The following is a 23,481-nucleotide window of genomic DNA, read 5'->3' as shown; positions in this document are numbered from 1 at the left end:
TTTTGCCTTTTTAGTGGGTTTTTAGCAGTGTGTTAATATCGTAGGCAAACATTTCTTCCATCACGACACCGCTGTAGGTTTGATATTTTTTTCCTGATTTGTCATAAAGCACAAAATAAGGGATTTTTAATGATAGTTTTTGTTCTTCTGCATTCTGTTCTTTTGGGGCATTTTCTTCAGATTCTTTGGCTTCTTGGGCAGTGTTTTTTAAGACGCCATTTTTTTGAACCTTTTTGGCAAAATCATTAAAGATATTTTTGGAATCTTTTGGGTTTAATAGCGTGAAATCCACGTTATTAGCTTGGATATAGTCTTTGATCTCTTCTGGAGAATACGGCTGGGTCAAGATACCCAAAATATCAGCTTTTGGGAACGTAAGCTTGAGGTGATTGATATGGAGGATATAGTCTTTGGCATCGCTAGAGGCGAGGTCTAAAAACATTATGAATGTAACGTTATCATTTTCTTTAAGATCTTGTGTGTGCCTATGTAGGGTGTCAAAATCGCTCTGTATTTGAAATGTTTGCCCGTTTTGATCGCTGAATGTGTATTTGACCTGATTTTTATGCTCGCCTCTATCGGTACACCCGCTCAAAAGCACCAAAATCATAATCAAAGCATAAAAATATCTCATTGATTTCCTTTTTAAGTTTGAAAGTTTTAAAATGTGCCATTATACATAACACAAATTAAGGGAGCGAGGATAAAGGCACAATTTCGTAAAATTTGCAAAGCGCACTTGCAGGCTGGGTGCAAAAAAGTCAATTTTGAAGACAAAAAAACCATTGCACTTTTGAAGCAAGAACTCATCGCACGCAACGCAAAAAGCGTGTTGCTGTATTGCCCGATGGCGATGGAGGTGAATGTTTATCCTTTGATCGCTTGGCTAAGACAGCGGACCAAAATACGGGTTTTCATCCCCCATATCGATGGAGTTAGTTTTAAGATGATACCATTTCGTTTGCCTTTGTATCAGAATAAATACCATATTTTCGAAGCCAGAAAATCGTTATTTTATTTAACAAAAATCGATACAGCAGTCGTTCCTGTTTTGGGGATGGATAAAAAATTCAAGCGCATAGGATTTGGAAAAGGGATGTATGATAGGTTTTTTCAAGCCTTGCCTTACCGCCCAAATGTGATTTTTATTAGCAGGAGAATGATTGTCTCAAAACGCATTATTACAGATGATTATGACATTTTTGGCGATAAATTTATTAGTAGTTTTTGCGTTATAAAAAGAGGGATTGATGATAGGATACTTAGTAATAGGATTTATAATATTTGGTTTAGGCGTGGGGATTAGCGTATTTTTTATCTCTAAAAAGATTTTTAGCTCCAATGCCAACGTGATCATCGAACAAGCAAAGGCAAAAGCCCAAGCTATCGAATACGAAGCGAGAACACTTTTAAAAAACGAGCAGATCAAAGCCCAAGAGATCGAGCTTGAATTGAAAAAAAAATACGATAATAAAACCTCAGAAATCACCAAAACTTACCAAGATAAATTGGCTTTGCTCCAAAAACAAGAAGACAAGATGAGCCAAAAATTTGAAAGAGAAATTACCTTTCTTGAAGAAGAAAAGCAGAAAGTTTCTGATCTAAAAAATAAACTCCTCATTGAATATGAAGCCCAAAATAAGCTTATCAAAGAATACCAAGACGCCAAACAAAGGGCTATCGATACGCTTGTAGGTTACACAGGCTATACCAAAGAAGAAGCAAAAAATTTGATTTTAGATCACCTCCAAGATGAATTAGCCCAGCAAAAAGCTGCACTTATTCGGCGGTGTGAGCGTGAAGCCAGAGATGAAGCGATGAAAAAAGCTAATTATGTCATCGCACAAGCTACCACGAGGTTTGCAGGAGAGTTTGCCACCGAGCGCCTCATCAACGTGGTGAATTTGCCTAGCGATGAACTCAAAGGCAGGATTATTGGCAAAGAGGGTAGGAATATCAAAACGCTTGAAATGATCAGCGGGGTCGATGTGATCATCGATGATACCCCGGGGACGATTATCTTGAGTAGTTTTAATCTCTATCGGCGTGCAATTGCGACAAAAACCATTGAACTTTTGGTCGAAGATGGCAGGATACAGCCTGCAAGGATTGAGGAAGTCTATGCCAAAGTGAGTGCGGAGATGGAAGCCCAAGTCCTCCAAGATGGCGAAAATATCGTGATGGATATGGGGCTAGGCTATATGCACCCGGAGCTAAAACGCCTCATTGGCAAGATGAAATATCGGGCGAGTTTCGGGCAAAATGCTTTGGGGCATTCGATTGAGACAGCCAATCTTGCTGGGGTCATCGCTGGGGAGCTTGGCGGTGATGAAAAGCTTGCCCGCAGAGCGGGGCTTTTGCACGATATTGGCAAAGCCCTCACCCAAGAATCTGGCGGGAATCACGTAACGTTAGGTGCTGAAATCTGCAAACGCTACAAAGAACACCCCATCGTTATCAATGCGATTATGGCACATCACGGCGATGAAGAAATTCAAAGCATTGAAGCTGCAGCGGTTTGCACGGCTGATACCCTCTCGGCAGGTCGTCCTGGGGCGAGGCGAGAAGTGCTTGAAAGCTTTTTGAATCGTATGCAGGATTTGGAGCGTATCGCTATGGATAAAATGGGGGTCAAGCAGGCGTATGCTATCAATGCGGGCAGGGAGGTGCGTGTGATTGTGCGTGCCGATCTCATCAATGATGCCCAAAGTGTTGTGCTTGCTAGAGATATTGCCAAAGAAGTCGAATCCTCGCTCCAATATCCCGGAGAAATCAAAGTCAGCGTGATCCGTGAAAGCCGTGCGGTTGAGTTCGCACGCTAGATTTTGACAGGCAAGATTTTGGTAGGCAAGATTTGGCGTGCTAGTTTTGCTAACTCAAGCTTGCACGCCAAGATTCACGCTAGATTTTTGAATTGTTTGAGGGCATTTTGGAGATCTTGGGGTGTGTCAATACCAATACTTTTGCTTGAAACAATGCATACAAAAATAGGCTTTTGGTGATAGATGGCTCGGAGTTGCTCGAGCTTTTCGATGTCTTCTAATGGGCTTTTTTTGAGACTGCAAAATTCTTCTAGCGAGCCTGCAGAAAAGCCATAAATCCCCAAATGCCCCAAATACGGGTAGTTTTCTAGTAGCGGGTTATCCATTCCTTCTCGGCTGTAGGGGATAGGAAGCCTGGAAAAATAGATCGCCTCGCTGTTTTTATCTAAGATGACTTTTACGAGATTGGTATCGTGGATTTGGGTTTTTTCGATGATTTTTGCGCAAGTTCCCATAAATGGGGCATTTTGAAATCCTCTGCTTTGCATTTTTTCTTTCAATAACGCAATGACGGCAGTTTCCAAAAAAGGCTCATCGCCTTGGACATTGATGATGATTTCATCTGCTTTGAGTCCAAGAATCTTGACTGCCTCCGCACATCTATCCGTCCCACTGGTGTGTTGTGTGCTTGTCAAGACGGCTTTTATCTTATGGGCTTCACAGATTCCAAGCAATTCGCTAGAATCGCAAGCAACGACGACATCATCGACTTTTTGGGCGTTGCGTGCGGTGGCGATTATCATCGGGATGCCATTGATAGGGGCGAGGAGTTTTTTGGGGAATCTGCTAGAATCAAGCCGTGCGGGGATGATGATCATTTTTTATCCTTATTTTTTGATAAAAGCTTAACACAAAGTAAAATAAAAAATGCGAAAAAAATCCCATAAGATGAAAGGCTGGGGATTTTTTGCCCTAGCAGATAGTGGATACTCCCCAAAAATCCAGCTGGGTAGATGAGGGCGGAGAATCGCGGGAAAAAACGTGAAAAAAATATCGAAAAAATATTTAAAATCACCAAACATAAAAATCCCATCATTCCCAATAACAAATAAATACGGCGGGCAATCTCATCAAATGTTAGGTATAAACTGCCCCCTTGTTCAAAAAGAATATAACAAAAAATATGCCCTAAAGCATATAAAAACGCATAATTTCCAAAGATTTTGGTGATGATAGGTAGCTGTTTAAAAGGGATTTTGCCAAGCCGGCAAAACCATAAAATCCCCAATGTCCCAAGCAAAAAATAAATGCTCCAATCCCCCAAAAAATGCAGGATTGCCTTAGTCGGTTCTGCGCCATAAAAACCTGTGGCGAACTGATAAAAAAGATAAATCGCAGGCATTGCGCCTAAAAAAATGCTAAAAAAAATGCTGGAATATTTCAATTGCGTGCCTTTTGGTAATATTGACAAAGTTGCTATAAAATGCGATTTTATCTGAAATCAAGGAGAATTTATGAAAAAAATCTTACCTGTTGCATTGATATTTTTTGCTTTTAGCTTCGCCCAAGCGAATGTGGAAAAAAATATTGCCAACATTATCCAAAAACAGACAGGCAAAAATGTCTCTGTCCTCAAAATCCAATCCCTCCAGTCCAATCCCGAGCTTAAAGTTGCAATTATTGAAGACCCCAGCACGAAGTATCAAATCCCTATTTTTACCAGCAAAGATGGCAACGTCATCATCGGGCTAAGCAATGTATTTTTTGCCAATGAAAAAAAGGACGCCGAGCTTGTGAATCAATTTTATCAAACCGCCCAGGCGCATAATTCCCAACAACAAAATAGCGCCAAGCTCAAGACGCTATTTGAATCCATTCCCGATGATTATGTGATTGATTTGCCCTCAACCACAAAGGGCAACCAGAAAGTTACCTATATCGTTTCTGATCCGATGTGCCCGCATTGCCAAAATGAACTCAGAGACATCGATTCGCGATTGAAAGAAACCAATGTAAAGATGATTCTTGTAGGGTTTTTGGGCGAAAAATCTGCTATCAAATCAAGCATTATTTTAGAAAAAATCAAATCCGCTAAAACCCCCGCAGAGAAAATCCAGATATTAAAACAAATCTATGCCCCGACATATGAGCCCAAAGAAAAGCCAGAAAAAGAGCTCAAAAAAGTTGAAAATATCACTAAGAAAATCACAGATTCTGGGTTGATTAAATACGTTCCTTATATTTATGAATATAACCAATAAGGTCAAGAAACCATTTAAATTTTTAATAGGGAGGCAGGATGAAACATTTTAGAAAAATATCCGATTATGCCATCATTGGTGGGTTGAGTGCCGTTGTTGTGGTGAGTTTGGCAGCTTGCAGTGATTCTGGTCGTGATTCTGGTGAAAACACCAGCCAAAATGCTGGGATTGCAAATGCTGTCCAAAAAGGGGCGTTTGTTATCCTTGAAGAACAGCCAACAGGAGGCTACAAGGTCGCTGAAGAATACCCTAGTGCCAAAACCCACGTGGTTGTTCGGGATTTGCAGGGAAATGAAAAGGTCCTTAGCGATGAGGAGATTCAAGCACTCATCAAGCAAGAAGAAAATAAAATCGATAATGGCACCAGCGAGCTTACAAATCCCAATGCAAGTGGCGGTCTGGGGCTGGGTGGGGCGATATTAGCGAGTGCTGCTGGGGCGATTTTGGGTAGTTATATCGGCAATAAGCTCTTTAATAATCCTGCATACCAACAAAATAGCCAAAGGAATTATAAATCCCCGCAAGCCTATGAAAGAAGCAAAAACAGCTTCAAAAATACATCATCAGCAGGGGCAGCCTCAAGGACTGCGAGTGGGGCAAAAAGTGGCTTTTTTGGTGGCAATTCCACTAGCACAACCAATAGAAGCACCAGCTCATTTGGCGCATAAAGGCAAACGATGGAAATAATACCTTTAAAACCTCTAGATAAAGCTAGGCTTGAAGAAATTGGCTTGGATTGGCATACTGATCCGGATAATACGCCTTATATCGAAAACGAAATGGTCGTGATCTCTCAAAAAGAAGCCGATGCGTATTATGAGGCTTGCAACGAGCTTTATGATATGTATGTTAAAACCGCAGAATATGCCATCGAGAATGATTTGTTTTTTGAGCTTGATATTCCCAATGTCTTGGTGCCGATGATCAAACAAAGCTGGGAAGAAGAAATCCACTGGCATCTCTATGGGCGTTTTGATTTGGCTGGCGGGCTTGATGGCAGACCTATCAAGCTTTTGGAATTTAATGCCGATACACCTACGATGCTTTATGAAACCTCTGTGGTGCAATGGGCGATGCTCAAATACAACGGCTATGATTCCAATCTGCAATTCAATAACCTTTATGAGGCGATCGGGGAGAATTTCAAGCGGATGATTACGCTCGGTGAGGATACCAGTGATTTTGAGGCAATCTATGAGGGCTGGAAGATTTTGTTTTCTAGCGTGAAAGGCAATAGCGAAGAAGAAAGAACGACAAGATTTCTCCAAGAGATTGCTAGAAGTGCGGGGTTTGAGACGTCTTTTTGCTTCATTGATGAGGTGGTGTTTAGTCCCGATGAGGGGGCGTTTGCACAAGGAGAAAATTATGAGTTTTTATTCAAACTCTTGCCTTGGGAAAATATCGCCATCGATGAGCCTGAACTCGCCTTGATAATGCAATCAATGATGGAAAACAAAAACACGATTTTTTTAAACCCAGCTTATACGCTGTTGTTTCAAAGCAAGCGTTTTTTGAAGCTTTTATGGGATATGTTCCCAAATCATCCCTTGCTTTTGGAAACCAGCTACGAACCACTCAAAGGCAAACAACAAGTCAAAAAGACCGCATTTGGGCGTGAGGGCGCAAATATTGAGATTTTGGAACCATCGTTAAACGTGATCGCAAAAAATGATGGCATTTATCATAATCATAAGCCGGTTTATCAGGAATTTTATGCCCTCAACCAGCACGGGGATTTTTATTACCAGCCCAATGTATTTTATGCCTACGAATCTTGTGGTCTAGGCTTTAGAAAAGGCGGGTTGATTATGGATAATTATTCGAAATTTGTTAGCCATATGATTGGCTGAGTTTATGGGGGGCAAAGCCCCTTATTGGGCGAGATAGAATACTTTTAATACGTTTCAAAAACTTTCAATTTAGATCGAGGGGCTTCACAAATATTTCATATACACAGATTATAATTTTGTAAAATTAAACATTAAGGTTAAATAATGAAAATCAAAAAAATTTCTCATCAGTTTCATATTTATGTCAGTATATTTTTGTTGCCGATGGCATTGCTTTTTGCCATTACGGGGATTGTTTATATTTTTGGCTTGAATCAAGATTTTGGTGCAAAAAAGCAAAAATGGGTGGTTGAAGAAGTCATCCCTCAAGAAAAACAATTTGATTTTTTGATTGATTTTTTATTGAAACACCACATTAAGCTTCCAAGCGATATGAATCCTAGAGACTATCGTGGGGCTTTGTTGGTGGGGTCTGCAAAATACGCCATCACGCTTGAGGTCAAAAATAATCAAACCATTATCCAATCGGTGCAACGGGGATTGCTTGGCAATATGATTATGTTGCATAAGGCAAAGGCAAAATGGTATTTTGATATTTTGAGCGTGGCGTTTGGTATTTCTTTGGTGTTGTTTTATATCAGCGGGGTGGTGATGACAGCATTTTGTAAAAATAAGCGCAAAGAGATGGCATTGTGTTTTTTGGCTGGATTGGCACTAACGATATTTTTGGGGTATTTAAGTCTTTAAAACCCCAAATTTTCTTCATATTATCTTAAATATTCACCATTACAATAATCGTTATTATTTTAAAATAAAGGTTTAGTGATGAATAAAAAAGATGTTTTGAAATCAATGTTGCTTTTTTTGCCTGCTTGGCTATTTGCAGAAGAAGAGCCAAAAAGTTATGTGTTGAATAAATCCGTTGTTTCTGCTTCAGGCTATGCCCAAGATGTCAAAGATGCCCCGGCGTCCATTACGATCATCACAAAAGAACAGCTTGAAAACAAGCCTTATAGAGATCTCGCCGAAGCAGTTTCGCAAACCCCTGGTGTGAGCATTGAAACCGGTGTTGGCAAAACAGGCGGGTATGCGATCTCAATCCGTGGGATGCCTGCAGATTATACGTTGATTTTGACCGATGGCAAAAGGCAAAATGTAACCCCAGCTGCTTTTCCAAACGGATTTACAGAGATTTTTACTTCTTTTATGCCCCCGCTTGCTGCGATCGAGCGGATCGAAGTCATCAGAGGACCGATGAGCACACTTTATGGGAGCGATGCTATCGGCGGGATTGTCAATGTCATCACCAAAAAGAATTTTGATCGTTGGACTTCTAGCTTTGGGATAGAGAGCGTTTTGCAAGAAGAAAAACTTTTTGGCAATACCTATTCAGGGAGCTTTTATACTTCTGGACCTCTAGATTCTGCAAAAAAATGGGGTCTGGCACTGCGAGGGAGGGAGCATTATCGGGCATTCGTGCCTACTGCTGATCTCAAAGTGATTCCTGGAGGGGGGAGTTTGGGTAGAAATGGCGTGGTGGGCTTATCTGAAGCTAATATCTATGATATAGGCGCGCGTTTGTCTTATGCGCCTAGCCAACAGGATTATTTTTATTTTGATTATGAAAATGGCTTGCAATGGTATAACAACAAACAAAGCCTGCTTGGCACCGTGGGGAAGGACGGGGGTTATGCTAGCGATCTTTATTTTCTGCGTAATAATCTGACTTTGGCGCATTTGGGCGATTATGCCTTTGGTAAAACCGACACCTCTATCCAATACCTCTCCACAACCAATCAAGGTAGGCTTATCACCAAAGATGCCGTTGGTACTAATAGCCCCTTGATAGGCAAAGACAGGGATTTGCGGGGTGATGATGTCATCATCGATACCAAGCTTGTGATGGGGCTGGGGCAAGCCAAGCTGACCTTAGGCGGGCGCTATTATTTTGCAAGTATGCTAGATAAGGCGGTTACAAGCAACAGCTTTATGTATCAGCACAATGCAGCGCTATTTGCAGAAACCGAATTGGCGATTTTGGAAGACTTGTTTTTGACTTTGGGATTTAGGGAAAACTACAATTCTGCATTTGGTTTTAACACCTCTCCCAGGGCTTATTTGGTTTATAATACCACTGATTGGCTCACTCTCAAAGGCGGGATCTCTACAGGGTATAAGACCCCCACGGTTTCCCAGCTCGTCTATGGGGTAAATGGTCTCACTAGCCAAGGCACCGTGCCGACATATGGCAACCCGGATTTGAAGCCTGAGACTTCAATCAACTTTGAATTGGGATTTTTGAGTGAGACAGATTATGTCGATATGGGTTTGACGGGCTTTTACAATACATTTCGTGATAAAATACAAAGCGCTTCCGTTGCCAAAGACGCCCAAATTCCCGTTTCTGGAGGGGGCATATGTATGGGGTCTAGCGGGTGTAATTATTCTATCAACGCCGATTCGGCGATCGCCTATGGTGCAGAAGTATTTTTTGGGATCAAACCTATTAATATTGTTTATGGGGATATGGGTTTGACGCTCAATTATACTTTCACAAAAACACAGCAGACCTCAGGGGTAGCCAAGGGCATTCCTCTAACCGATGTCCCCGAGCATAGCTTGAATGCTTCGCTTAATTATTCTATCAAGAGTTTTGGGCTTTACCTCCGAGGGGAATACCGCGGTAAGCAACTCCGAACCTATATCGGCGGGAGAGGTGGCTCGAGTGCAGGTTCGCTGTCAGCTTTAGAGCAATTCAGAAAAAACAATCCGGGTTTGAGCCCTTATTATAATGATTATTTTTTGCTCCATTTAGGCGGGCATTATTATATTACAAAGACCTTGCGCTTGCATATGGGGATCTATAATCTCCTCAATCATAATTTTATCGACTACGTTTCTGCCACCACGAATGCCGGCAGTTCTACGACCGCATATGTAAATAATTACAATTATGTTCGAGAAGGCAGGCGGTATTTTGTCGGGTTGAATATGGATTTTTAAGCGTCCAAAACCCCTGTGCTTGAGGTTTTAGACGTGTTGGTGATGATTGATTAGCGGGTTAGTCGTTATCGGGATTGAAAACTCAATCCTAAAATTTTACGCACGGATGGGGACAATCGTGTCATTTTCCACATCAAAAGTGATACAATCCCCCTCTTTGACTTTATCTTCCAAAATCAGCTCGGCAAGCCTGTCTTCGACTTCTTCATACAATGCCCTTTTGAGAGGTCTCGCCCCATAGACAGGATCAAAGCCTACCTTGGCGATAAATTCCTTAGCAGTTTGGGTGAGCTTGAGGGTGATACCATTTTCAGAGACTTTTTTGGCAATGTGTGCGAACATAATATCGACGATCTCAACAATGCCCTCCAGGCTAAGCGGGTTGAAAATCACGATGTCATCAAGGCGATTGAGAAATTCTGGTTTGAAATATTTTTTGAGTGCTTCATTGACAGCCTTTTCTCTTGCTTTTTCATCCTCGATTTCTATGATCTTCTCGCTTGCGATATTGCTTGTGAGGATAATGATGGTGTTTCTAAAATCAATCGTTACACCTTTGTTATCGGTCAATCGCCCATCATCAAGGACTTGAAGCAAGATATTAAAAACATCGGGATGGGCTTTTTCGATTTCATCAAACAAAACCACAGAATACGGCTTCCTACGCACCGCCTCGGTGAGCTGCCCGCCCTCTTCATACCCGACATAGCCCGGAGGTGCGCCAACAAGCCGACTTGCAGCGTGTTTTTCCATATATTCGCTCATATCGATACGTATAAGATTTTTCTCGCTATCAAAGAGAAATTGTGCCAAGGATTTCGCACTCTGGGTCTTGCCAACTCCTGTAGGTCCCAAAAATAAAAAACTCCCGATAGGGCGGTTGGTCTCACTCAAGCCCGCTTTGTTTCGCTTGATAGCCCTAGCGATGGCTTTGAGCGCTTGGGGTTGGCCCACGACACTTTTTTTCAGCTCATCTTCAACACCCAAAATCTTTTCTTTCTCGCTCTGGAGCATTTTTTTGATGGGGATTTGTGTCCATCGGCTCACGATACCCGCGATACTTTCTTCTGTTACGGCATTTTTTAGCAATGTCCCATCGGCTTGCATTTTGTCCCATTTTTCGTTGAGTTCTTTTGCTTTGGCTTCCTTTTGGGGGATTTTGCTGTAGTCAATTTCAGCCGCTTTGTTGTAGTCGCCATTGCGTTTGGCAAGCTCGGATTCTCTTTTGAGGGTATCAATGTCGCTTTTGATCTGGGCGATTTCTTTGAAAACGGACTTTTCATTTTCAAATTGCGCTTCTAGGCGAATTTTTTCTTCATTGGCATTGCTGAGTTCTTTTTGTATCTCTTGGATTCGGTTTTGGTTGCTGTCTTTTTTTTCCATATTTAACGCTTGTTTTTCGACCTCAAGGCGTTGGATTTGCCTTTTGATATGCGCCAACTCGGTGGGTTCTGATTCGATCTGCATTTTGAGTTCAGCTGCACCCTCATCGATGAGATCAATGGCTTTATCAGGCAGAAATCTATCAGTGATGTAGCGATTAGAAAGCTTTGCAGCTGCCACAAGGGCAGAATCGGTGATATTGACATTATGATGGGCTTCAAGCTTTTCTTTTATGCCACGCAAAATCTGGAGGGCTTCATTGACACTAGGTTCATTGAGCGATACAGGCTGGAATCTCCTGGTGAGTGCGGCATCTTTTTCAAAATATTTGCGGTATTCTTTGAGCGTGGTTGCCCCGATTGTGTGGAGTTCGCCACGGGCAAGGGCGGGTTTGAGGATATTGGCTGCATCCATACTGCCCTCAGAGGCACCTGCGCCTACGATGGTGTGAATCTCATCAATAAAAAGGATAATATTCCCAGCTTTTTTGACTTCTTCGATGACTTTTTTTAACCTTTCTTCAAACTCGCCCCGATACTTTGCCCCCGCTACCAACGCACTCATATCCAAGGCAACGACACGCTTGTTTTGCAGTGATGTGGGGACTTCTTTTTGGATGATTCGTTGGGCAAGCCCCTCTACAGCGGCGGTTTTACCCACGCCGGGTTCTCCTAAGAGGATAGGATTATTTTTGGTTTTTCTGATGAGGATTTGCATCATCCGTGAAATCTCTTCATCCCTGCCAATGACAGGATCAAGCGTATTTTCTAAGGCTTTTTTGGTTAGATCAATACCAAATTTTTCTAAAGACTCCAGATTAGAATCATCATTTTCATTTTGTATTTTTGCCCCGCCTCGGATGGCTTCGAGTGTTTTTTTGAGTTCATTGACATCGAGAAATTTTGCAAAAACTTGCGTGAAGATTTCTGATTTGATATTGGCGATAATAAATGTATCCACAGCGATGTATTTATCGCCATTTTTGGTGCTTAGCCCCTCAGCTTGGCTGAGGGCATCTTGGAGATTTTTGCTTAGTGTGATATTTTCTTTGGCGACTTGTGAGGCTTTGGGAAGTCTCTCTGCGAGGCTTTTGGCTTCAAGTTCAATAGCGATTTTATCGATATTCATTTTGTTGAGGGCTTGATTGAGGATAGATTGCGTATTAGCAAGCATTGCCCAGATGATATGGATCGTGCTGACTTCTTGATTTTTGGCGTGTAGGGCTAAAGAAGCGGCTTGATCGAGTGTTTCTTTGAGCTGGTGGGTCATTTTTTCAAACAGATTCATACAAAACTCCTTGCTTATGGTTTGGATATTTTGGGCGAAATCATCAAAATATTTTTTAATGATTTTTAGCGATATTTATACGATGACTATTATATAAGTTTAGTCTAATAATGTCAAGTTATTTTATTGATTTATGCTAAAACTTTTTAAATTCAAGTGAAAAGGGGATTTGTTTGATTAAAATAATCAAAATTTGGGTAGAATTTTGGGATTTTCTATAAAATAAATTCCAGCAGGTGGAGAGGATGAATAAATACTTTATTTCCGGCTTATTTGTGTCATTTTTGGGCGTTTCTTTGGTCTTTAATGGACTTTCTGCCAAAGAAAACGATCAAAATAGCCATCAAGTCGAAACCAAGCAACAAAGAATAGACGCTTATAACAAGCTCACCAAGGTTATCAATACGATTGAAGCTTATTATGTCGATAATGTCGGTATCAATGAAATCGTAGATAAAGCCATTGAGGGACTTTTATCCAATCTCGATGCGCATTCGGCGTATTTGACAGAAAAAAAGTTCAAAGACCTAAAAGCACAGACTGATGGGGAATTTGGTGGCTTGGGGATCACCGTTGGGATGAAAGATGGTGCTTTGACTGTTATCGCCCCGCTTGATGACACGCCTGCTTCTAAGGCTGGGCTCAAAGCTGGCGATGTGATTTTGAAAATCAATGATGAAAGCACGCTGAATATGAGTATTGATGATGCGGTCAATATTATGCGGGGCAAGCCAAAAACCTCGCTCAAACTTACGATTGTGAGAAAAACTGAAGCCAAGCCACTTGAGTTTAATATTACTCGTGATATTATTAAGGTCAAATCCGTGCATACCCGCAAGATTGATGGGACAAAGTTTTTGTATGTCCGTGTCAATTCTTTTGACAAAAATGTTACTCAAAGCGTTGTTGATGAGCTCAAAAAAGCTGGCAATATCACAGGGATTGTTTTGGATTTGAGAAATAATCCGGGTGGATTACTCAACCAAGCAGTCGATTTGTCGAATCTATTTATCAAAAAAGGTTTGATTGTTTCTCAAAAAGGCAAAATCAAAGAAGAAAATATCGAATACAAAGCCAATGGCAAAGCCCCTTATGCTTCTATCCCTATCGTTGTGCTTATCAATGGCGGGACGGCGAGTGCGAGTGAGATTGTCTCTGGTGCGCTCCAAGATCATCAACGGGCATTGATTGTGGGCGAAGAAAGCTTTGGGAAAGGTAGCGTTCAAGTGGTGCTTCCTATCGATAAAAATGAAGCGATCAAGCTCACGACGGCAAAGTATTATCTCCCCAGTGGCAGGACGATTCAGGCTGTAGGGATCAAGCCTGATATTTTGGTCCATCCCGGTGCTGTGCCTCAAAATGAAAGCACATTTGAAATCAAGGAAGCGGATTTGAGGAATCATCTTGAAAATGAACTTGAAAAAGTTGGCTCTAAAGTTGATGACAAAAAAGATGAAACCAAAAAAGCCCAAGAACAAAAAACCATCACGCAAAAAGACATCAACAATGATATCCAGCTAAAATCCGCCATTGATGCCTTGAAAGCTTGGAATATTATCAAAACCCCAAATAAAACCGAGACAAGCAAATGAATAAGGTAAAAATGCTTTATGAGGGCAAAGGCAAAAAACTCTATAGCACCGAAGAAAAAGATGTTTTGATTGCAGAATTTAAGGATGATTTGACAGCTTTCAATGCAGAAAAAAAAGGTAGCGAGAGTGGCAAGGGAGAGCTGAATTGTAAAATCAGCTCCTTTTTGTTTGAAATGCTCGAAAGCAAGGGCTTCAAAACCCACTATATCCAAACAATCGATGCGCAAAATATCTTGTGTAAGCGTGTTGAGATTATCCCAATTGAAGTAGTTACTAGAAATGTCGCAACAGGATCTTTAAGTAAGCGTTTAGGGATAGAAGAGGGCAGGGTGTTGCCTTTTGCGTTGGTGGAGTTTTATTACAAAGATGACGCTTTGGGCGATCCGATTATTAATGATGAGCATTGTGAGATACTTGGGATTATCCAAAATCGTGATGAATTGGATTTTTTGAGAACGCAAGCCAAAAAAATCAATGCGGTTTTGAAGGAATTTTTTGATTCCAAAAATCTGCGATTGATTGATTTTAAGCTCGAATTTGGCAGGGATAGTGCGGGCAATATCATTTTGGCTGATGAGATTAGCCCCGATAGTTGCCGTTTTTGGGATAAGCACACAAACGAAAAGCTTGATAAGGACAGATTTAGGCAGGATTTGGGTGATGTGAAGCTTGCTTATGAGGAAGTTTTGCATCGTATAATGATGGCGTAACAGCGTCATTGGCTTAAAAGGAGTTGATTGATGGAAGTTGTGGTGAATGTGAGCTTGAAAGAGGGTGTTTTAGACCCGCAGGCAAAAGCGATTGCCAATGCACTCAAAACATTGGGTTTTTCAGATGTCAAGCATCTAAAATTGAGCAAAAAAATATCCCTCCAATTCGATCATAATGATAAGCAAAAAGCGATCAAAGAAGCTGAAAAAATGGCACAAGAGCTTCTGGCAAACACCGTGATAGAAGATTATTTTATTTGTTGTGAGGAAGCATAGGGTATGGTGGCGATACTGCAGTTTCCCGGGACAAATTGCGAGCGTGATATGCATTATGCTTACAGCAATATTTTGGGGGCAGAAAGTGTGATCGTTTGGCACCAGGAAAAGGCATTGCCCGCCAGCACTTCTCTTGTGGTGATTCCGGGCGGTTTTAGCTATGGGGATTATTTGCGTAGTGGGGCGATTGCGCGATTTGCGCCGATTATGCAGGCTGTGATGGCTTATGCCAAAAATGGCGGATTGGTTTTAGGGATTTGCAATGGCTTTCAGATTTTGACAGAATCAGGTCTTTTGCCCGGTGCACTAAAGAGAAATCAAGGGCTTTGTTTTATCTCCAAGCTACAAAAGCTCGAAGTTGTTAGCACGGATAATCGGTTTTTATCAAGCTATCAAACGGGGGCAGTCATTTCTCTGCCTATCGCCCACGCTGATGGGAGTTATTATGCTGATACGGATACATTGCAATCAATGAAAGAAAATAATCAGATTTTATTGCAATATGTTGATAATCCCAATGGATCGCTTGAATGTATCGCTGGCGTTTGCAATCAAGAAAAAAATGTTTTTGGTCTAATGCCCCATCCTGAGCGTTTTGTAGAGCCTCTCTTGGGCGGAACTGATGGCTTGGCGATGTTGCGTTCTTTGCTTTAGGCTGGTCCAAAAAGGCAGATGATGAAAAAATTTTTTTATGGTTTTGTTTGCTTGGTCGTTGTGGCATTGGGGATTTTGCATTCTGAGGAGTCTGACAATAGGGCAAAGATTGTTTATGTCAAGATTTCTGATTCCCAAAATGGCTCAAATAAAGATAGTTTTAATAAACCCGTTTATATCGGGCAAACCATCCCTGTAACCTATAGTTTGCTTTTGTTTTCAAATGCAAGATTTTCGGGGACGGAATTTGTTGGGGGTATCAATACCAATCAATTGATTTTGAGGAATCCCAATACCAAATGGCGACTTTCAAGCGATGGAACTTATCAGGCAGTCTATCGATATAAAATCAAAGCGCTCAATGCCTCTATCCCCGCACTAAAAGTCATTGCGGTCTCAAGCGATGGGGATTATACCGATTTTTCGATTGCCCCTGCTATCCATTTGAATGTGATTGATTTGTATCAAAATCAAAACTATGTTGGCGTGGTTGCCGATGAATTTCGTATCACAGGATATCGTGCCAAGACTTATGATGCCTCGCATAATATTTTGGTTTTTGAAGTGGAAGCAAAGAATGCCAATCTCGAAGATATGAAACTGCCTAATATCGACAAACAGGGTTTTGAAAGCACGCATTTTGGCTGGGATAACTCCGATGGTATCTATTATTGCATTGTCCCTAAGAGCGTTCAAGAGATTTCTTTTGAGTATTTTTCACTAAAGGATAATCATTTCCAAGATGTTTCTTTGCCTGTTCTTCCTGTCGATGATGTGGTTAGCACGCAAGATGACATCAAGCCCAAAAATAATTTGTTGCTTTTTTCTAACCTCGTCTTGATTGGCTTGATGGTGGTGTTTTTGGTGGTTTATTTTTTCTTTGGAAGAAAGAAGATTTTTTTGGTTATCATCGGCGTTCTTTTGGCTTATTGGCTTTGGAATGTATTTTCGAGACATCAAGGGGTAATGCTTGCAAACAAGCAAATCCGTATTTTGCCCACGCATAATTCCACCGTGCTTGAGACAACAAAGACAAATATCCAAGTTGAGATTATTGGCAAACACGGGAAGTATTATAAGGTCGTTACAACAGATGATAAAATCGGGTGGGTGAAAAAAAATGATATCCAGTAAAATCAGGGCAATTTATGTGACACTGGTTATCGCAGTGGGGCTGGCAGTAATTATCTGCGGGATTTTTTTTACCAGAAAAAAACAAAATGGCAGGCATTGCAGGAGATGGTGTCGATTTTTTTATCCTTTCACGGGCTTGAAGCTTGAAAAAATTGGGGAGTTTGATACGAGTGCCTCGTTGGTTATCATCAATCATCAAAGCCTTAGTGATATTATTTGTTTAGAGAGTTTCCACCCCTCAAATATCTGCTGGGTAGCCAAAAAGGAGCTTGGAGACATTCCCTTTTATGGTTATGCACTCAAAGGTCCGGAGATGATATTGATTGATAGAGAGGATAAAAAAGGCTTGGCATTATTATTGAAGCAGGCCAAAGAAAAGCTTGATGAGGGGCGACCTTTGGTTATCTTCCCTGAAGGCACGAGGAGCAAAGGGGGAGAAAAATTTTTGCCATTTAAACCCGGAGCAAAGCTTTTGGCAGAGAAATTTAACCTCAAAATCCAGCCCATTGTGCTTGTAAATACAAGAAAAATATACAACACCAAACCTTTGGAATCTCCAAAAAATACCGCTAGAATGGTGCTTTTAGATGCTTTTGAGCCTGAAATTGGGTCAGACTGGTATGCACATTTGGAATCTCATATGCAAGATGTTTATTTGAGACATTATCACGAGCTTAATTCTTAGATTTTTTTTATTTTATTTATAGTAGAATAACGTTCTTGTTTTTAGGGGTGTTAGCTCAGTTGGGAGAGCGCGACGCTGGCAGCGTCGAGGTCAGGGGTTCGAACCCCCTACACTCCACCAATAATATCCAGAGCGCTTCATTTTGACAATCATTTTTTTACCACAAATAAAAATAATTTCCTCTATTTTCTGAATTATCACCAAGAACCCAACAATCAAACTAAAGAAATGAATACATCAGAAGCTATTCAAAACGCTCTAAGAGATATTTTTGTCTAATTAATAGTTATAAGAACTTCATAAGTATAGCAGAGACTTAAATACCCATAAAATCACAGCAGGATAGGGTGGATTAACAAATATAAAAAACCCCTATCTTTCAAAGCATAGAGCGGTGTAACTAATCTATCACAAAGAAAAGAAACTATTATAATTTAAATTTCGCCAATGTATCGCGGACTTTTCGTGCGTAACTATCTATCGAATCAGAAAACGACTGCACTTCCCGCATTTTATCACTGATTTCATTAATCGCTACGTTTATCATTTCACCGCCGTTTATCATCCGTTTGGATTTTGAGTCTATTTCGTTAGAACTTTCCATCGAGCTGACCGCCACGTCAAGCACTTTATGCATATTGGAAGCTAATTTTTCAACTTCAGTCTGCACAAGAGTGGTGGTATCAACAAGCTTATATATCTCTGTCGCATTGGCATTAATTTTTTCACTAGCCACCACAATAGCCTGAAGCACTGCATTGATTATGCTGTTTATCTCATCTAATGATTTTTGGGTCTTTTCAGCAAGCTTTCTTACTTCATCGGCAACTACAGCAAACCCCCGCCCGTGCTCACCAGCCCGTGCTGCTTCAATTGCTGCATTAAGCGCCAAAAGGTTTGTCTGATCGGCAATTTCACCAATAACTACAAGCACGTTTTTAACATTTTCTGCATCTTTAGTCAGTTCGTTAATATTATTGGCAATTTCTTGCTCTATGGCGCTTTCACGCTCAACTTCAGAGGCTAGCCCTGCAAGAATGTCTTTAAGATTTAGCAAATCGCTTACTGCTACGCCCATAGAGTCTTTTGTTTCAAGAGATTCTTTTATGTTTTCATCAATAATTGTGCTAATATCTTTACCGAAACCGATATTTTCCTGGGCAAGCCCCTCACCTTTTTTAAGCTTATCATCAACGAGATTGGTCGTATCTACAAGACTGCTGGCGATTTCTGTATTAGCCTCTCCTTGACGCTGGAGTTCATTTAGTATTCCTCTCATAGACTTGACAAAGTTATCAATAGAAGTAGCGATCGTCCCTATTTCATCCTTTGACCTGAAGCCTAACTGCTCTGTGAGGTTTTTATTTTCAGAAATCTCTGTCAGCTTCGTTTTTATTATCGATATTCTTCTGATAATATTTGCCGCCATTACCGACCCAAAAATAATAGTAAAAAGCAAAGCGCCTAAAGATATCGCAAGAAATAAAATAAAATTGCGTCCTGCCACAGAAATATTATGTCTAAGCTGGTCGGAAATATTTTCAGCAACCAAGTCTTCCACACCTTTTAAGGAATCAATTTTTTGCGTTATTACGTCAAACCAATATGTCGGCTCAATACCAAAATTACCCTCTTTTGATTTTGTTTGGGCAATATTTCTTATCCTCTGAACTTCCTTAAAAGGCTTTGTCTGTGCTGAATGTTCATAGGATTTTATTTCATCAAGAGATGCAGTAGCTAAGAACAGCTTAAGAAAAACTTCCTGCTCTGTCATAAGAGAAATAAATTTATCATAAGAGGCGTCAGTAAATTTGCCAGAGGAAAGAACCCCGTTGATAGTCGCCCGCTCAAGACCGGCTTTTTCCTTTGCGTATAAGAAGTTAGCGTAACTTATCATACGCCTTGAAATAGCGTTGTCTGTGCTGAGAGTTGAAGCGACTAAAACGCTCTCAAGGAGATTCCCGATAGTCTTTGTATAATAAGGGATAGCTTTGGATGCCTCAGGACCAAGAGTATCGACACCCGCGCGGATAGAGCGCATCTTTTTTAAATCATCTATACCCCTCATAAGCTTATCAGTATAATTTTTATTATAATTTGTAGTATCAATCTTTGACATAAGTTTAATAAAATCGTTAGTTTTCTCATCGGTGAGCTTGCGTTGATCGATGAGACTTTGCCTAAAATGCGTCCCTTTACTGCCAATGTAACCCGCCGTATTTCCCCGCTCTTTCTGAATTTCGTGAACTACCAAAGAAATAGATTTTGATATATCCACCATACTTATGAGCATTTTATTCTGTGCTCTGATAGTAAGGTTTTCAGAAATGACCCTGATCGATAATATAATAATGGCTAAAGCTGGAATAAGGACCATTAAAGTTATTTTAAACTTTATACTCGTGTTTTGAATCATCTTGCGCATACCATCCTCCTAATGCAATCTCCTGTCCCGAATAGAGTGTATAAAATTATTTCGTGATAGTCAAACACCGAAAATAAGAATATAAAAACTTACATAAAACTTGAAAAAGCTATCAATCAAATCAATTCTTTTGCCAACCTCACAGAATCTAAACTCAAAGACTTTAAAAAAAAGCATTCGGGATTTAGGCATTATTTTAGTATTACTGCCAGCTGGGCAAAATAGCTTGCCGATGAATAAAAGAAAAAATATTATTTATCATATAGATTATTTTTTGTTTTTATGGTTTTTATTTTTCCCCACACAGCTTCTTTGTTGTATAATGACAGGCTTATAAAAATAACATCTTTCAAGGAAAAATAATGCAAAAGATTGTTTTGGTGTGTATTTTGTCATTTGTTTTTGGCTATGCGGGTCCGATTTGTGATTTTAAAATCAACGATGCCAAAGCTCAGATCCAATACGCCATCCAAAAAAATCTCAATGCCAATATCCCAGAGTTGCAAAAAAATCTCCAAAAACTTGAAAAAACTTGCAAGGATTCTGATATTTTAGATGAGATCCACCAAAATATCCAAGCAACCCAAAGCAATCTCGATCAAGTAAAAATGAATCTTGATACCGCCAGAACCGATGGCAATGCCCATAAAATCAGGCAAGCCCAAATCGAGTTCAAAATAGCCAATATGCAATATATCGCAGCCAAGCAAGAATTGCTTCGAATGCAAGACTTACTCAAAAGTCAAAAAAACGTAAAATAATCTCATTTTATACCAAAATATAGGAGTTTTTGATGAAAAAAATATTGTTTTTTAGTGTTTGTTTTTCAAGCGTTTTGCTCGCAGGTCCTATCTGTGACTTCAAAGCTAAAGATATCCAAACCCAAATCGAGCAGGCTATCAAGCACGCGCACAAAGACAAGCTTGCTGGATTAGAGCGCGCCTTAAAAGAGCTAAAAAATCATTGCGATGATACTGAGGTTTTGAAAAAATCACAAGATAAAATCGCCAAGCTAGAAGATAAAATCAAGCAAGCCCAAACCAAGCTTGTAGAACTCACATCTGCGGGCAAAGAAAGCAAGATCAAAAAAATGGATATGAAAATAAAAGCACTCCAAAGCGAGCTAGAAGAAGAGCAAAACGAGCTTGAAAAAATGCAAAATTTGCTAAAAACAAAAGCAACCCAATCGGATTCTTAAAACCGCGCTAAAGCCATTTAAAGTTTATTTTGATAAGATTTGATCTACTTTGGTAAAAATAGGGGATTTTATGTATGCTGATTCTGCGTTGAGCCTTTTGGTGCCTGTTTGTGTTATTGGGTTGGTTTTTTTGACTAGGCGGGTGGTGCTTTCGCTGTTTTTGGGCATTGTCCTTGGCGGGATAATGATGAGCTACCACGATTTTTGGGGAATTTTTGCCTATGTTTATGACAAAATATCCTCGGTTCTCTACACAATAGAGCCCGCTAGCACCACCTCCACCCTCCCACACATTCAAATCAGCTGGTGGAGCGTGTATGTTTTTGGCTTTTTGATTATTTTGGGTATTTTGACCCAAGTGATCTCGCACTCTGGTGCGGTGAATGCCTTTGTAAAATGGGCGAGACATCGTGTCAAAAGCCCCAAAGGATCGGAGTTTATCGCATTTATTGCGGGGATTGTGATTTTTATTGATGATTATTTCAATGCCCTGACCGTGGGGCAAATCTCCAAATCCCTTAATGACGCCAACCACTCCACAAGAGAACGCCTTGCCTATGTCATCGATTCGACTTCTGCGCCGGTATGTATTTTGATGCCGATTTCAAGCTGGGGGGCTTATATCATCGGGATTATGCAGGCGAGCGTTCCGGCAACGATCGGCGATGGCTTGTTTGTGTTGATGAATAGCGTGTGGAGCAATTATTATGCGTGGTTTGCCCTTTTGGCGGTATTTTTGACGATTTATTGGCAGATAAATCTCCCCGCAATGGCACGGCATAAAAACATCGGGGTGAGCGATTTGCTCCACGATGAAGATTTGAGCAAGCCCGCCAGCTCGATATGGTTGTTGATAATCCCGGTGCTGGTTTTGATCATCTCGATTGGTTCGATGATTTTAGCGACGGGGTATGAGGCAGGCGGGGAAGCCACGCTTTTTGCTATGCTAAAAAACACCGATACGGCATTTTCGCTTTTTTATGGCGGGTTGTTCGCACTCATCGTGAGTATTGCGATTTCACTAAAATTTTTACGCAAAGAATCATTACCCATCATCGTGATTGATGGTATCAAAAGTATGCTCCCAGCGATTTTTATTTTGATTTTGGCGTGGGCGATAGGCCCTGTGATACGCGATGATATGCAAACAGGCGTTTATCTAGCCAACGTGAGTAAAGAATTTTTATCCCAAGGTGCAGTCAGTATGATGCCTGTGATTTTATTTTTGATTTCAGGATTCATCGCATTCGCCACAGGCACGAGCTGGGGGACATTTGCGATTATGCTACCTATCGGTGTGAGCGTGGTGAGCGCCTCGGGAGGGGATATTATCCTTTCAGTTTCTGCAGTGCTTGCTGGGGCGGTGTATGGGGATCACACTTCCCCAATATCTGACACTACGATTTTGTCTGCGACAGGGGCGGGGTGTTCGGTGCAAAGCCATTTTATCACCCAGCTACCTTATGCGACCACCGCAGCCGTGTGTGCGATCGTGAGCTTTGGTGTGGCGAGCCTCTCTAGCTCTCTTTTGGCGGGCTATGCTGTGGGGATTGTGCTATTAGTGGGCGTATTTTATTTTTACAAATGTTTTTTCAAAGCACCCCAGTTGTCCCATTAACCGCTGGGATATAGCCTATCTCCCTGCCTTATTTTTTCTCCAATAAACTGATGAAATGATTAGTTCCCTAAATGCTATTTAAACCCCAATCATCTAAAAAATCCTTACTTTATAAAATTTTTGCCCCCAAATCCAGCTCAAAATCTCGCTTTTATCCCCCCATAACCCCCCAAATCCAAAAAATTTAACACATTTTTTATATTTATTTTATTCAAAAATAAATTGTTTTAGTAAATCATTTGATTTGAAATATCTCAAAAATAGCTATAAAATTGCCAATTTAGCTTATCTCTCTAGCTATTGCAAAAAAATTTCAGGATAATTTAAAGAAACTTTATAATATAATACCCCTTTTCTTAATACCCAAAATTTCAAATAAAGGAATGGATTATGAAAAACATAATCAACAACGATATTCTCCATTGCGTGCGGGGGGGGGGGCAAGATTATCTTAATAGCCCTTTAACTAGTCAATCCAACCCTACAGATAAGCTTCAAAATTCAAAAACAGCTCAAGTTTCCCAACAATCTCAAAAAGCTTCTGAATCTCACAATCTCAAACAAATTCAAAAGCCTTTCAAACCCCTTTTCTCCATCATCTTGGCTTCTTTGATGGGGAGTGCTTTGGTATATGGGGCGGATATTTCTCTAGGTGGTGATACTACTTGTTCTACAGATGGCACAGAAGCTTGCCTCACTGGCA

General features: G+C 40.6%; 22 protein-coding genes and 1 tRNA gene. 18 read left to right on the top strand and 5 right to left on the bottom strand.

The features are described 5' to 3' along the window. Window positions 1-10: 10 nt before the first annotated feature. The gene (locus tag BJI48_RS08165) at window positions 11-634 is read right to left on the bottom strand and encodes a hypothetical protein (protein WP_095333867.1); all 624 of its coding nucleotides are present in this window, start codon (window positions 632-634) and stop codon (window positions 11-13) included. Window positions 635-667: 33 nt separating this feature from the next. Here BJI48_RS08165 and BJI48_RS08160 point away from each other — a divergent pair, with 33 nt between their 5' ends. Then, window positions 668-1,306 carry a 5-formyltetrahydrofolate cyclo-ligase gene (locus BJI48_RS08160; RefSeq protein ID WP_095333864.1) on the top strand — a complete coding sequence of 213 codons (639 nt, stop codon included), beginning with the start codon at window positions 668-670 and terminating at the stop codon, window positions 1,304-1,306. Next, the gene (gene rny / locus BJI48_RS08155; protein WP_095333862.1) at window positions 1,251-2,822 is read left to right on the top strand and encodes a ribonuclease Y; all 1,572 of its coding nucleotides are present in this window, start codon (window positions 1,251-1,253) and stop codon (window positions 2,820-2,822) included. Before BJI48_RS08160 ends, rny begins: the two co-directional genes overlap by 56 nt. A 74-nt stretch (window positions 2,823-2,896) precedes the next feature. Here rny and kdsB read toward each other — a convergent pair whose 3' ends face one another. Further along, window positions 2,897-3,640 (bottom strand): 3-deoxy-manno-octulosonate cytidylyltransferase, encoded by a 744-nt coding sequence (kdsB, locus tag BJI48_RS08150; protein ID WP_095333859.1) that lies wholly within the window; start codon window positions 3,638-3,640, stop codon window positions 2,897-2,899. Beyond that, a complete protein-coding gene (locus BJI48_RS08145) occupies window positions 3,637-4,206 on the bottom strand; it encodes a ferric reductase-like transmembrane domain-containing protein (RefSeq protein WP_095333857.1) in 570 nt (189 codons plus the stop codon). Before BJI48_RS08145 ends, kdsB begins: the two co-directional genes overlap by 4 nt. A gap of 70 nt (window positions 4,207-4,276) precedes the next feature. Between BJI48_RS08145 and BJI48_RS08140 the strand changes: the two genes are divergently transcribed. The 5 genes from BJI48_RS08140 to BJI48_RS08120 all read left to right on the top strand — a co-directional run bounded on the left by BJI48_RS08140 (window position 4,277) and on the right by BJI48_RS08120 (window position 9,816). Beyond that, complete coding sequence (locus BJI48_RS08140; RefSeq protein WP_095333855.1) at window positions 4,277-5,023, top strand: disulfide isomerase; 747 nt, start codon at window positions 4,277-4,279, stop codon at window positions 5,021-5,023. A 38-nt stretch (window positions 5,024-5,061) separates the two neighbouring features. Beyond that, on the top strand, window positions 5,062-5,691 hold the full coding sequence (locus BJI48_RS08135; protein WP_095333853.1) for a UPF0323 family lipoprotein: 630 nt from the start codon (window positions 5,062-5,064) through the stop codon (window positions 5,689-5,691). Between the two features lie 9 nt (window positions 5,692-5,700). Beyond that, window positions 5,701-6,873: a glutathionylspermidine synthase family protein gene (locus BJI48_RS08130; protein ID WP_095333851.1), complete on the top strand. Its 1,173-nt coding sequence runs from the start codon at window positions 5,701-5,703 to the stop codon at window positions 6,871-6,873. Window positions 6,874-7,017: 144 nt separating this feature from the next. After that, a complete protein-coding gene (locus BJI48_RS08125) occupies window positions 7,018-7,560 on the top strand; it encodes a PepSY domain-containing protein (protein ID WP_095333849.1) in 543 nt (180 codons plus the stop codon). 78 nt (window positions 7,561-7,638) lie between these two features. After that, window positions 7,639-9,816, top strand: coding sequence for a TonB-dependent receptor (locus tag BJI48_RS08120; protein ID WP_095333847.1), 2,178 nt, complete (start codon window positions 7,639-7,641; stop codon window positions 9,814-9,816). A gap of 96 nt (window positions 9,817-9,912) precedes the next feature. Here the strand turns inward: BJI48_RS08120 and BJI48_RS08115 are convergent, their stop codons facing one another. After that, window positions 9,913-12,486, bottom strand: coding sequence for an AAA family ATPase (locus tag BJI48_RS08115; RefSeq protein ID WP_095333845.1), 2,574 nt, complete (start codon window positions 12,484-12,486; stop codon window positions 9,913-9,915). 245 nt (window positions 12,487-12,731) lie between these two features. On the opposite strand from BJI48_RS08115, the gene BJI48_RS08110 reads away from it, so the two are divergent. From BJI48_RS08110 to BJI48_RS08080, 7 genes are all read left to right on the top strand, one after another. Beyond that, on the top strand, window positions 12,732-14,078 hold the full coding sequence (locus BJI48_RS08110) for a S41 family peptidase (protein WP_095333843.1): 1,347 nt from the start codon (window positions 12,732-12,734) through the stop codon (window positions 14,076-14,078). Beyond that, complete coding sequence (gene purC / locus BJI48_RS08105) at window positions 14,075-14,788, top strand: phosphoribosylaminoimidazolesuccinocarboxamide synthase (protein ID WP_095333841.1); 714 nt, start codon at window positions 14,075-14,077, stop codon at window positions 14,786-14,788. Before BJI48_RS08110 ends, purC begins: the two co-directional genes overlap by 4 nt. A gap of 30 nt (window positions 14,789-14,818) precedes the next feature. Next, window positions 14,819-15,064, top strand: a complete 246-nt coding sequence (gene purS / locus BJI48_RS08100) for a phosphoribosylformylglycinamidine synthase subunit PurS (protein WP_095333839.1) — start codon at window positions 14,819-14,821, stop codon at window positions 15,062-15,064. 3 nt (window positions 15,065-15,067) lie between these two features. Next, window positions 15,068-15,718: a phosphoribosylformylglycinamidine synthase subunit PurQ gene (gene purQ / locus BJI48_RS08095; RefSeq protein WP_095333837.1), complete on the top strand. Its 651-nt coding sequence runs from the start codon at window positions 15,068-15,070 to the stop codon at window positions 15,716-15,718. A gap of 21 nt (window positions 15,719-15,739) precedes the next feature. Continuing rightward, window positions 15,740-16,852 (top strand): SH3 domain-containing protein, encoded by a 1,113-nt coding sequence (locus BJI48_RS08090; protein WP_257874443.1) that lies wholly within the window; start codon window positions 15,740-15,742, stop codon window positions 16,850-16,852. Continuing rightward, on the top strand, window positions 16,839-17,537 hold the full coding sequence (locus BJI48_RS08085; RefSeq protein ID WP_180763096.1) for a 1-acylglycerol-3-phosphate O-acyltransferase: 699 nt from the start codon (window positions 16,839-16,841) through the stop codon (window positions 17,535-17,537). Before BJI48_RS08090 ends, BJI48_RS08085 begins: the two co-directional genes overlap by 14 nt. A gap of 44 nt (window positions 17,538-17,581) precedes the next feature. Next, a tRNA-Ala gene (locus tag BJI48_RS08080) sits at window positions 17,582-17,657 on the top strand. Between the two features lie 307 nt (window positions 17,658-17,964). Here the strand turns inward: BJI48_RS08080 and BJI48_RS08075 are convergent. Beyond that, window positions 17,965-19,962: a methyl-accepting chemotaxis protein gene (locus BJI48_RS08075; protein ID WP_095333833.1), complete on the bottom strand. Its 1,998-nt coding sequence runs from the start codon at window positions 19,960-19,962 to the stop codon at window positions 17,965-17,967. A gap of 362 nt (window positions 19,963-20,324) precedes the next feature. Between BJI48_RS08075 and BJI48_RS08070 the strand changes: the two genes are divergently transcribed. The 4 genes from BJI48_RS08070 to BJI48_RS08055 all read left to right on the top strand — a co-directional run. Beyond that, complete coding sequence (locus BJI48_RS08070) at window positions 20,325-20,723, top strand: DUF1090 family protein (RefSeq protein WP_095333831.1); 399 nt, start codon at window positions 20,325-20,327, stop codon at window positions 20,721-20,723. Window positions 20,724-20,755: 32 nt separating this feature from the next. Beyond that, window positions 20,756-21,160, top strand: a complete 405-nt coding sequence (locus BJI48_RS08065; RefSeq protein WP_095333829.1) for a DUF1090 family protein — start codon at window positions 20,756-20,758, stop codon at window positions 21,158-21,160. A 70-nt stretch (window positions 21,161-21,230) separates the two neighbouring features. Continuing rightward, on the top strand, window positions 21,231-22,778 hold the full coding sequence (locus tag BJI48_RS08060; RefSeq protein ID WP_095333827.1) for a Na+/H+ antiporter NhaC family protein: 1,548 nt from the start codon (window positions 21,231-21,233) through the stop codon (window positions 22,776-22,778). 390 nt (window positions 22,779-23,168) lie between these two features. Further along, window positions 23,169-23,481, top strand: a 313-nt coding sequence (locus tag BJI48_RS08055; protein ID WP_143428786.1) for a hypothetical protein, incomplete at its 3' end; no start/stop codon positions are given.

The organism is Helicobacter sp. 11S02596-1, from assembly GCF_002272825.1.
Taxonomy (GTDB): Bacteria; Campylobacterota; Campylobacteria; order Campylobacterales; family Helicobacteraceae; genus Helicobacter_J.
The sequence above is the reverse complement of the archived record's forward strand: the minus strand, read 5'-3'. Positions and strand labels throughout refer to the sequence as shown.

Excerpts from the sequence above, each read along its gene's own strand:
- BJI48_RS08065 (WP_095333829.1), top strand. The coding sequence starts at position 20,756 with ATGAAAAAAATATTGTTTTTTAGTGTTTGTTTTTCAAGCGTTTTGCTC.
- BJI48_RS08060 (WP_095333827.1), top strand. The coding sequence starts at position 21,231 with ATGTATGCTGATTCTGCGTTGAGCCTTTTGGTGCCTGTTTGTGTTATT.
- purQ (WP_095333837.1), top strand. The coding sequence starts at position 15,068 with ATGGTGGCGATACTGCAGTTTCCCGGGACAAATTGCGAGCGTGATATG.
- kdsB (WP_095333859.1), bottom strand. The coding sequence starts at position 3,640 with ATGATCATCATCCCCGCACGGCTTGATTCTAGCAGATTCCCCAAAAAA.
- BJI48_RS08085 (WP_180763096.1), top strand. The coding sequence starts at position 16,839 with ATGATATCCAGTAAAATCAGGGCAATTTATGTGACACTGGTTATCGCA.
- BJI48_RS08165 (WP_095333867.1), bottom strand. The coding sequence starts at position 634 with ATGAGATATTTTTATGCTTTGATTATGATTTTGGTGCTTTTGAGCGGG.
- BJI48_RS08110 (WP_095333843.1), top strand. The coding sequence starts at position 12,732 with ATGAATAAATACTTTATTTCCGGCTTATTTGTGTCATTTTTGGGCGTT.
- BJI48_RS08090 (WP_257874443.1), top strand. The coding sequence starts at position 15,740 with ATGAAAAAATTTTTTTATGGTTTTGTTTGCTTGGTCGTTGTGGCATTG.
- rny (WP_095333862.1), top strand. The coding sequence starts at position 1,251 with ATGATAGGATACTTAGTAATAGGATTTATAATATTTGGTTTAGGCGTG.
- BJI48_RS08135 (WP_095333853.1), top strand. The coding sequence starts at position 5,062 with ATGAAACATTTTAGAAAAATATCCGATTATGCCATCATTGGTGGGTTG.
- BJI48_RS08125 (WP_095333849.1), top strand. The coding sequence starts at position 7,018 with ATGAAAATCAAAAAAATTTCTCATCAGTTTCATATTTATGTCAGTATA.
- BJI48_RS08075 (WP_095333833.1), bottom strand. The coding sequence starts at position 19,962 with ATGCGCAAGATGATTCAAAACACGAGTATAAAGTTTAAAATAACTTTA.
- BJI48_RS08130 (WP_095333851.1), top strand. The coding sequence starts at position 5,701 with ATGGAAATAATACCTTTAAAACCTCTAGATAAAGCTAGGCTTGAAGAA.
- purS (WP_095333839.1), top strand. The coding sequence starts at position 14,819 with ATGGAAGTTGTGGTGAATGTGAGCTTGAAAGAGGGTGTTTTAGACCCG.
- BJI48_RS08070 (WP_095333831.1), top strand. The coding sequence starts at position 20,325 with ATGCAAAAGATTGTTTTGGTGTGTATTTTGTCATTTGTTTTTGGCTAT.
- BJI48_RS08140 (WP_095333855.1), top strand. The coding sequence starts at position 4,277 with ATGAAAAAAATCTTACCTGTTGCATTGATATTTTTTGCTTTTAGCTTC.
- BJI48_RS08115 (WP_095333845.1), bottom strand. The coding sequence starts at position 12,486 with ATGAATCTGTTTGAAAAAATGACCCACCAGCTCAAAGAAACACTCGAT.
- BJI48_RS08120 (WP_095333847.1), top strand. The coding sequence starts at position 7,639 with ATGAATAAAAAAGATGTTTTGAAATCAATGTTGCTTTTTTTGCCTGCT.
- purC (WP_095333841.1), top strand. The coding sequence starts at position 14,075 with ATGAATAAGGTAAAAATGCTTTATGAGGGCAAAGGCAAAAAACTCTAT.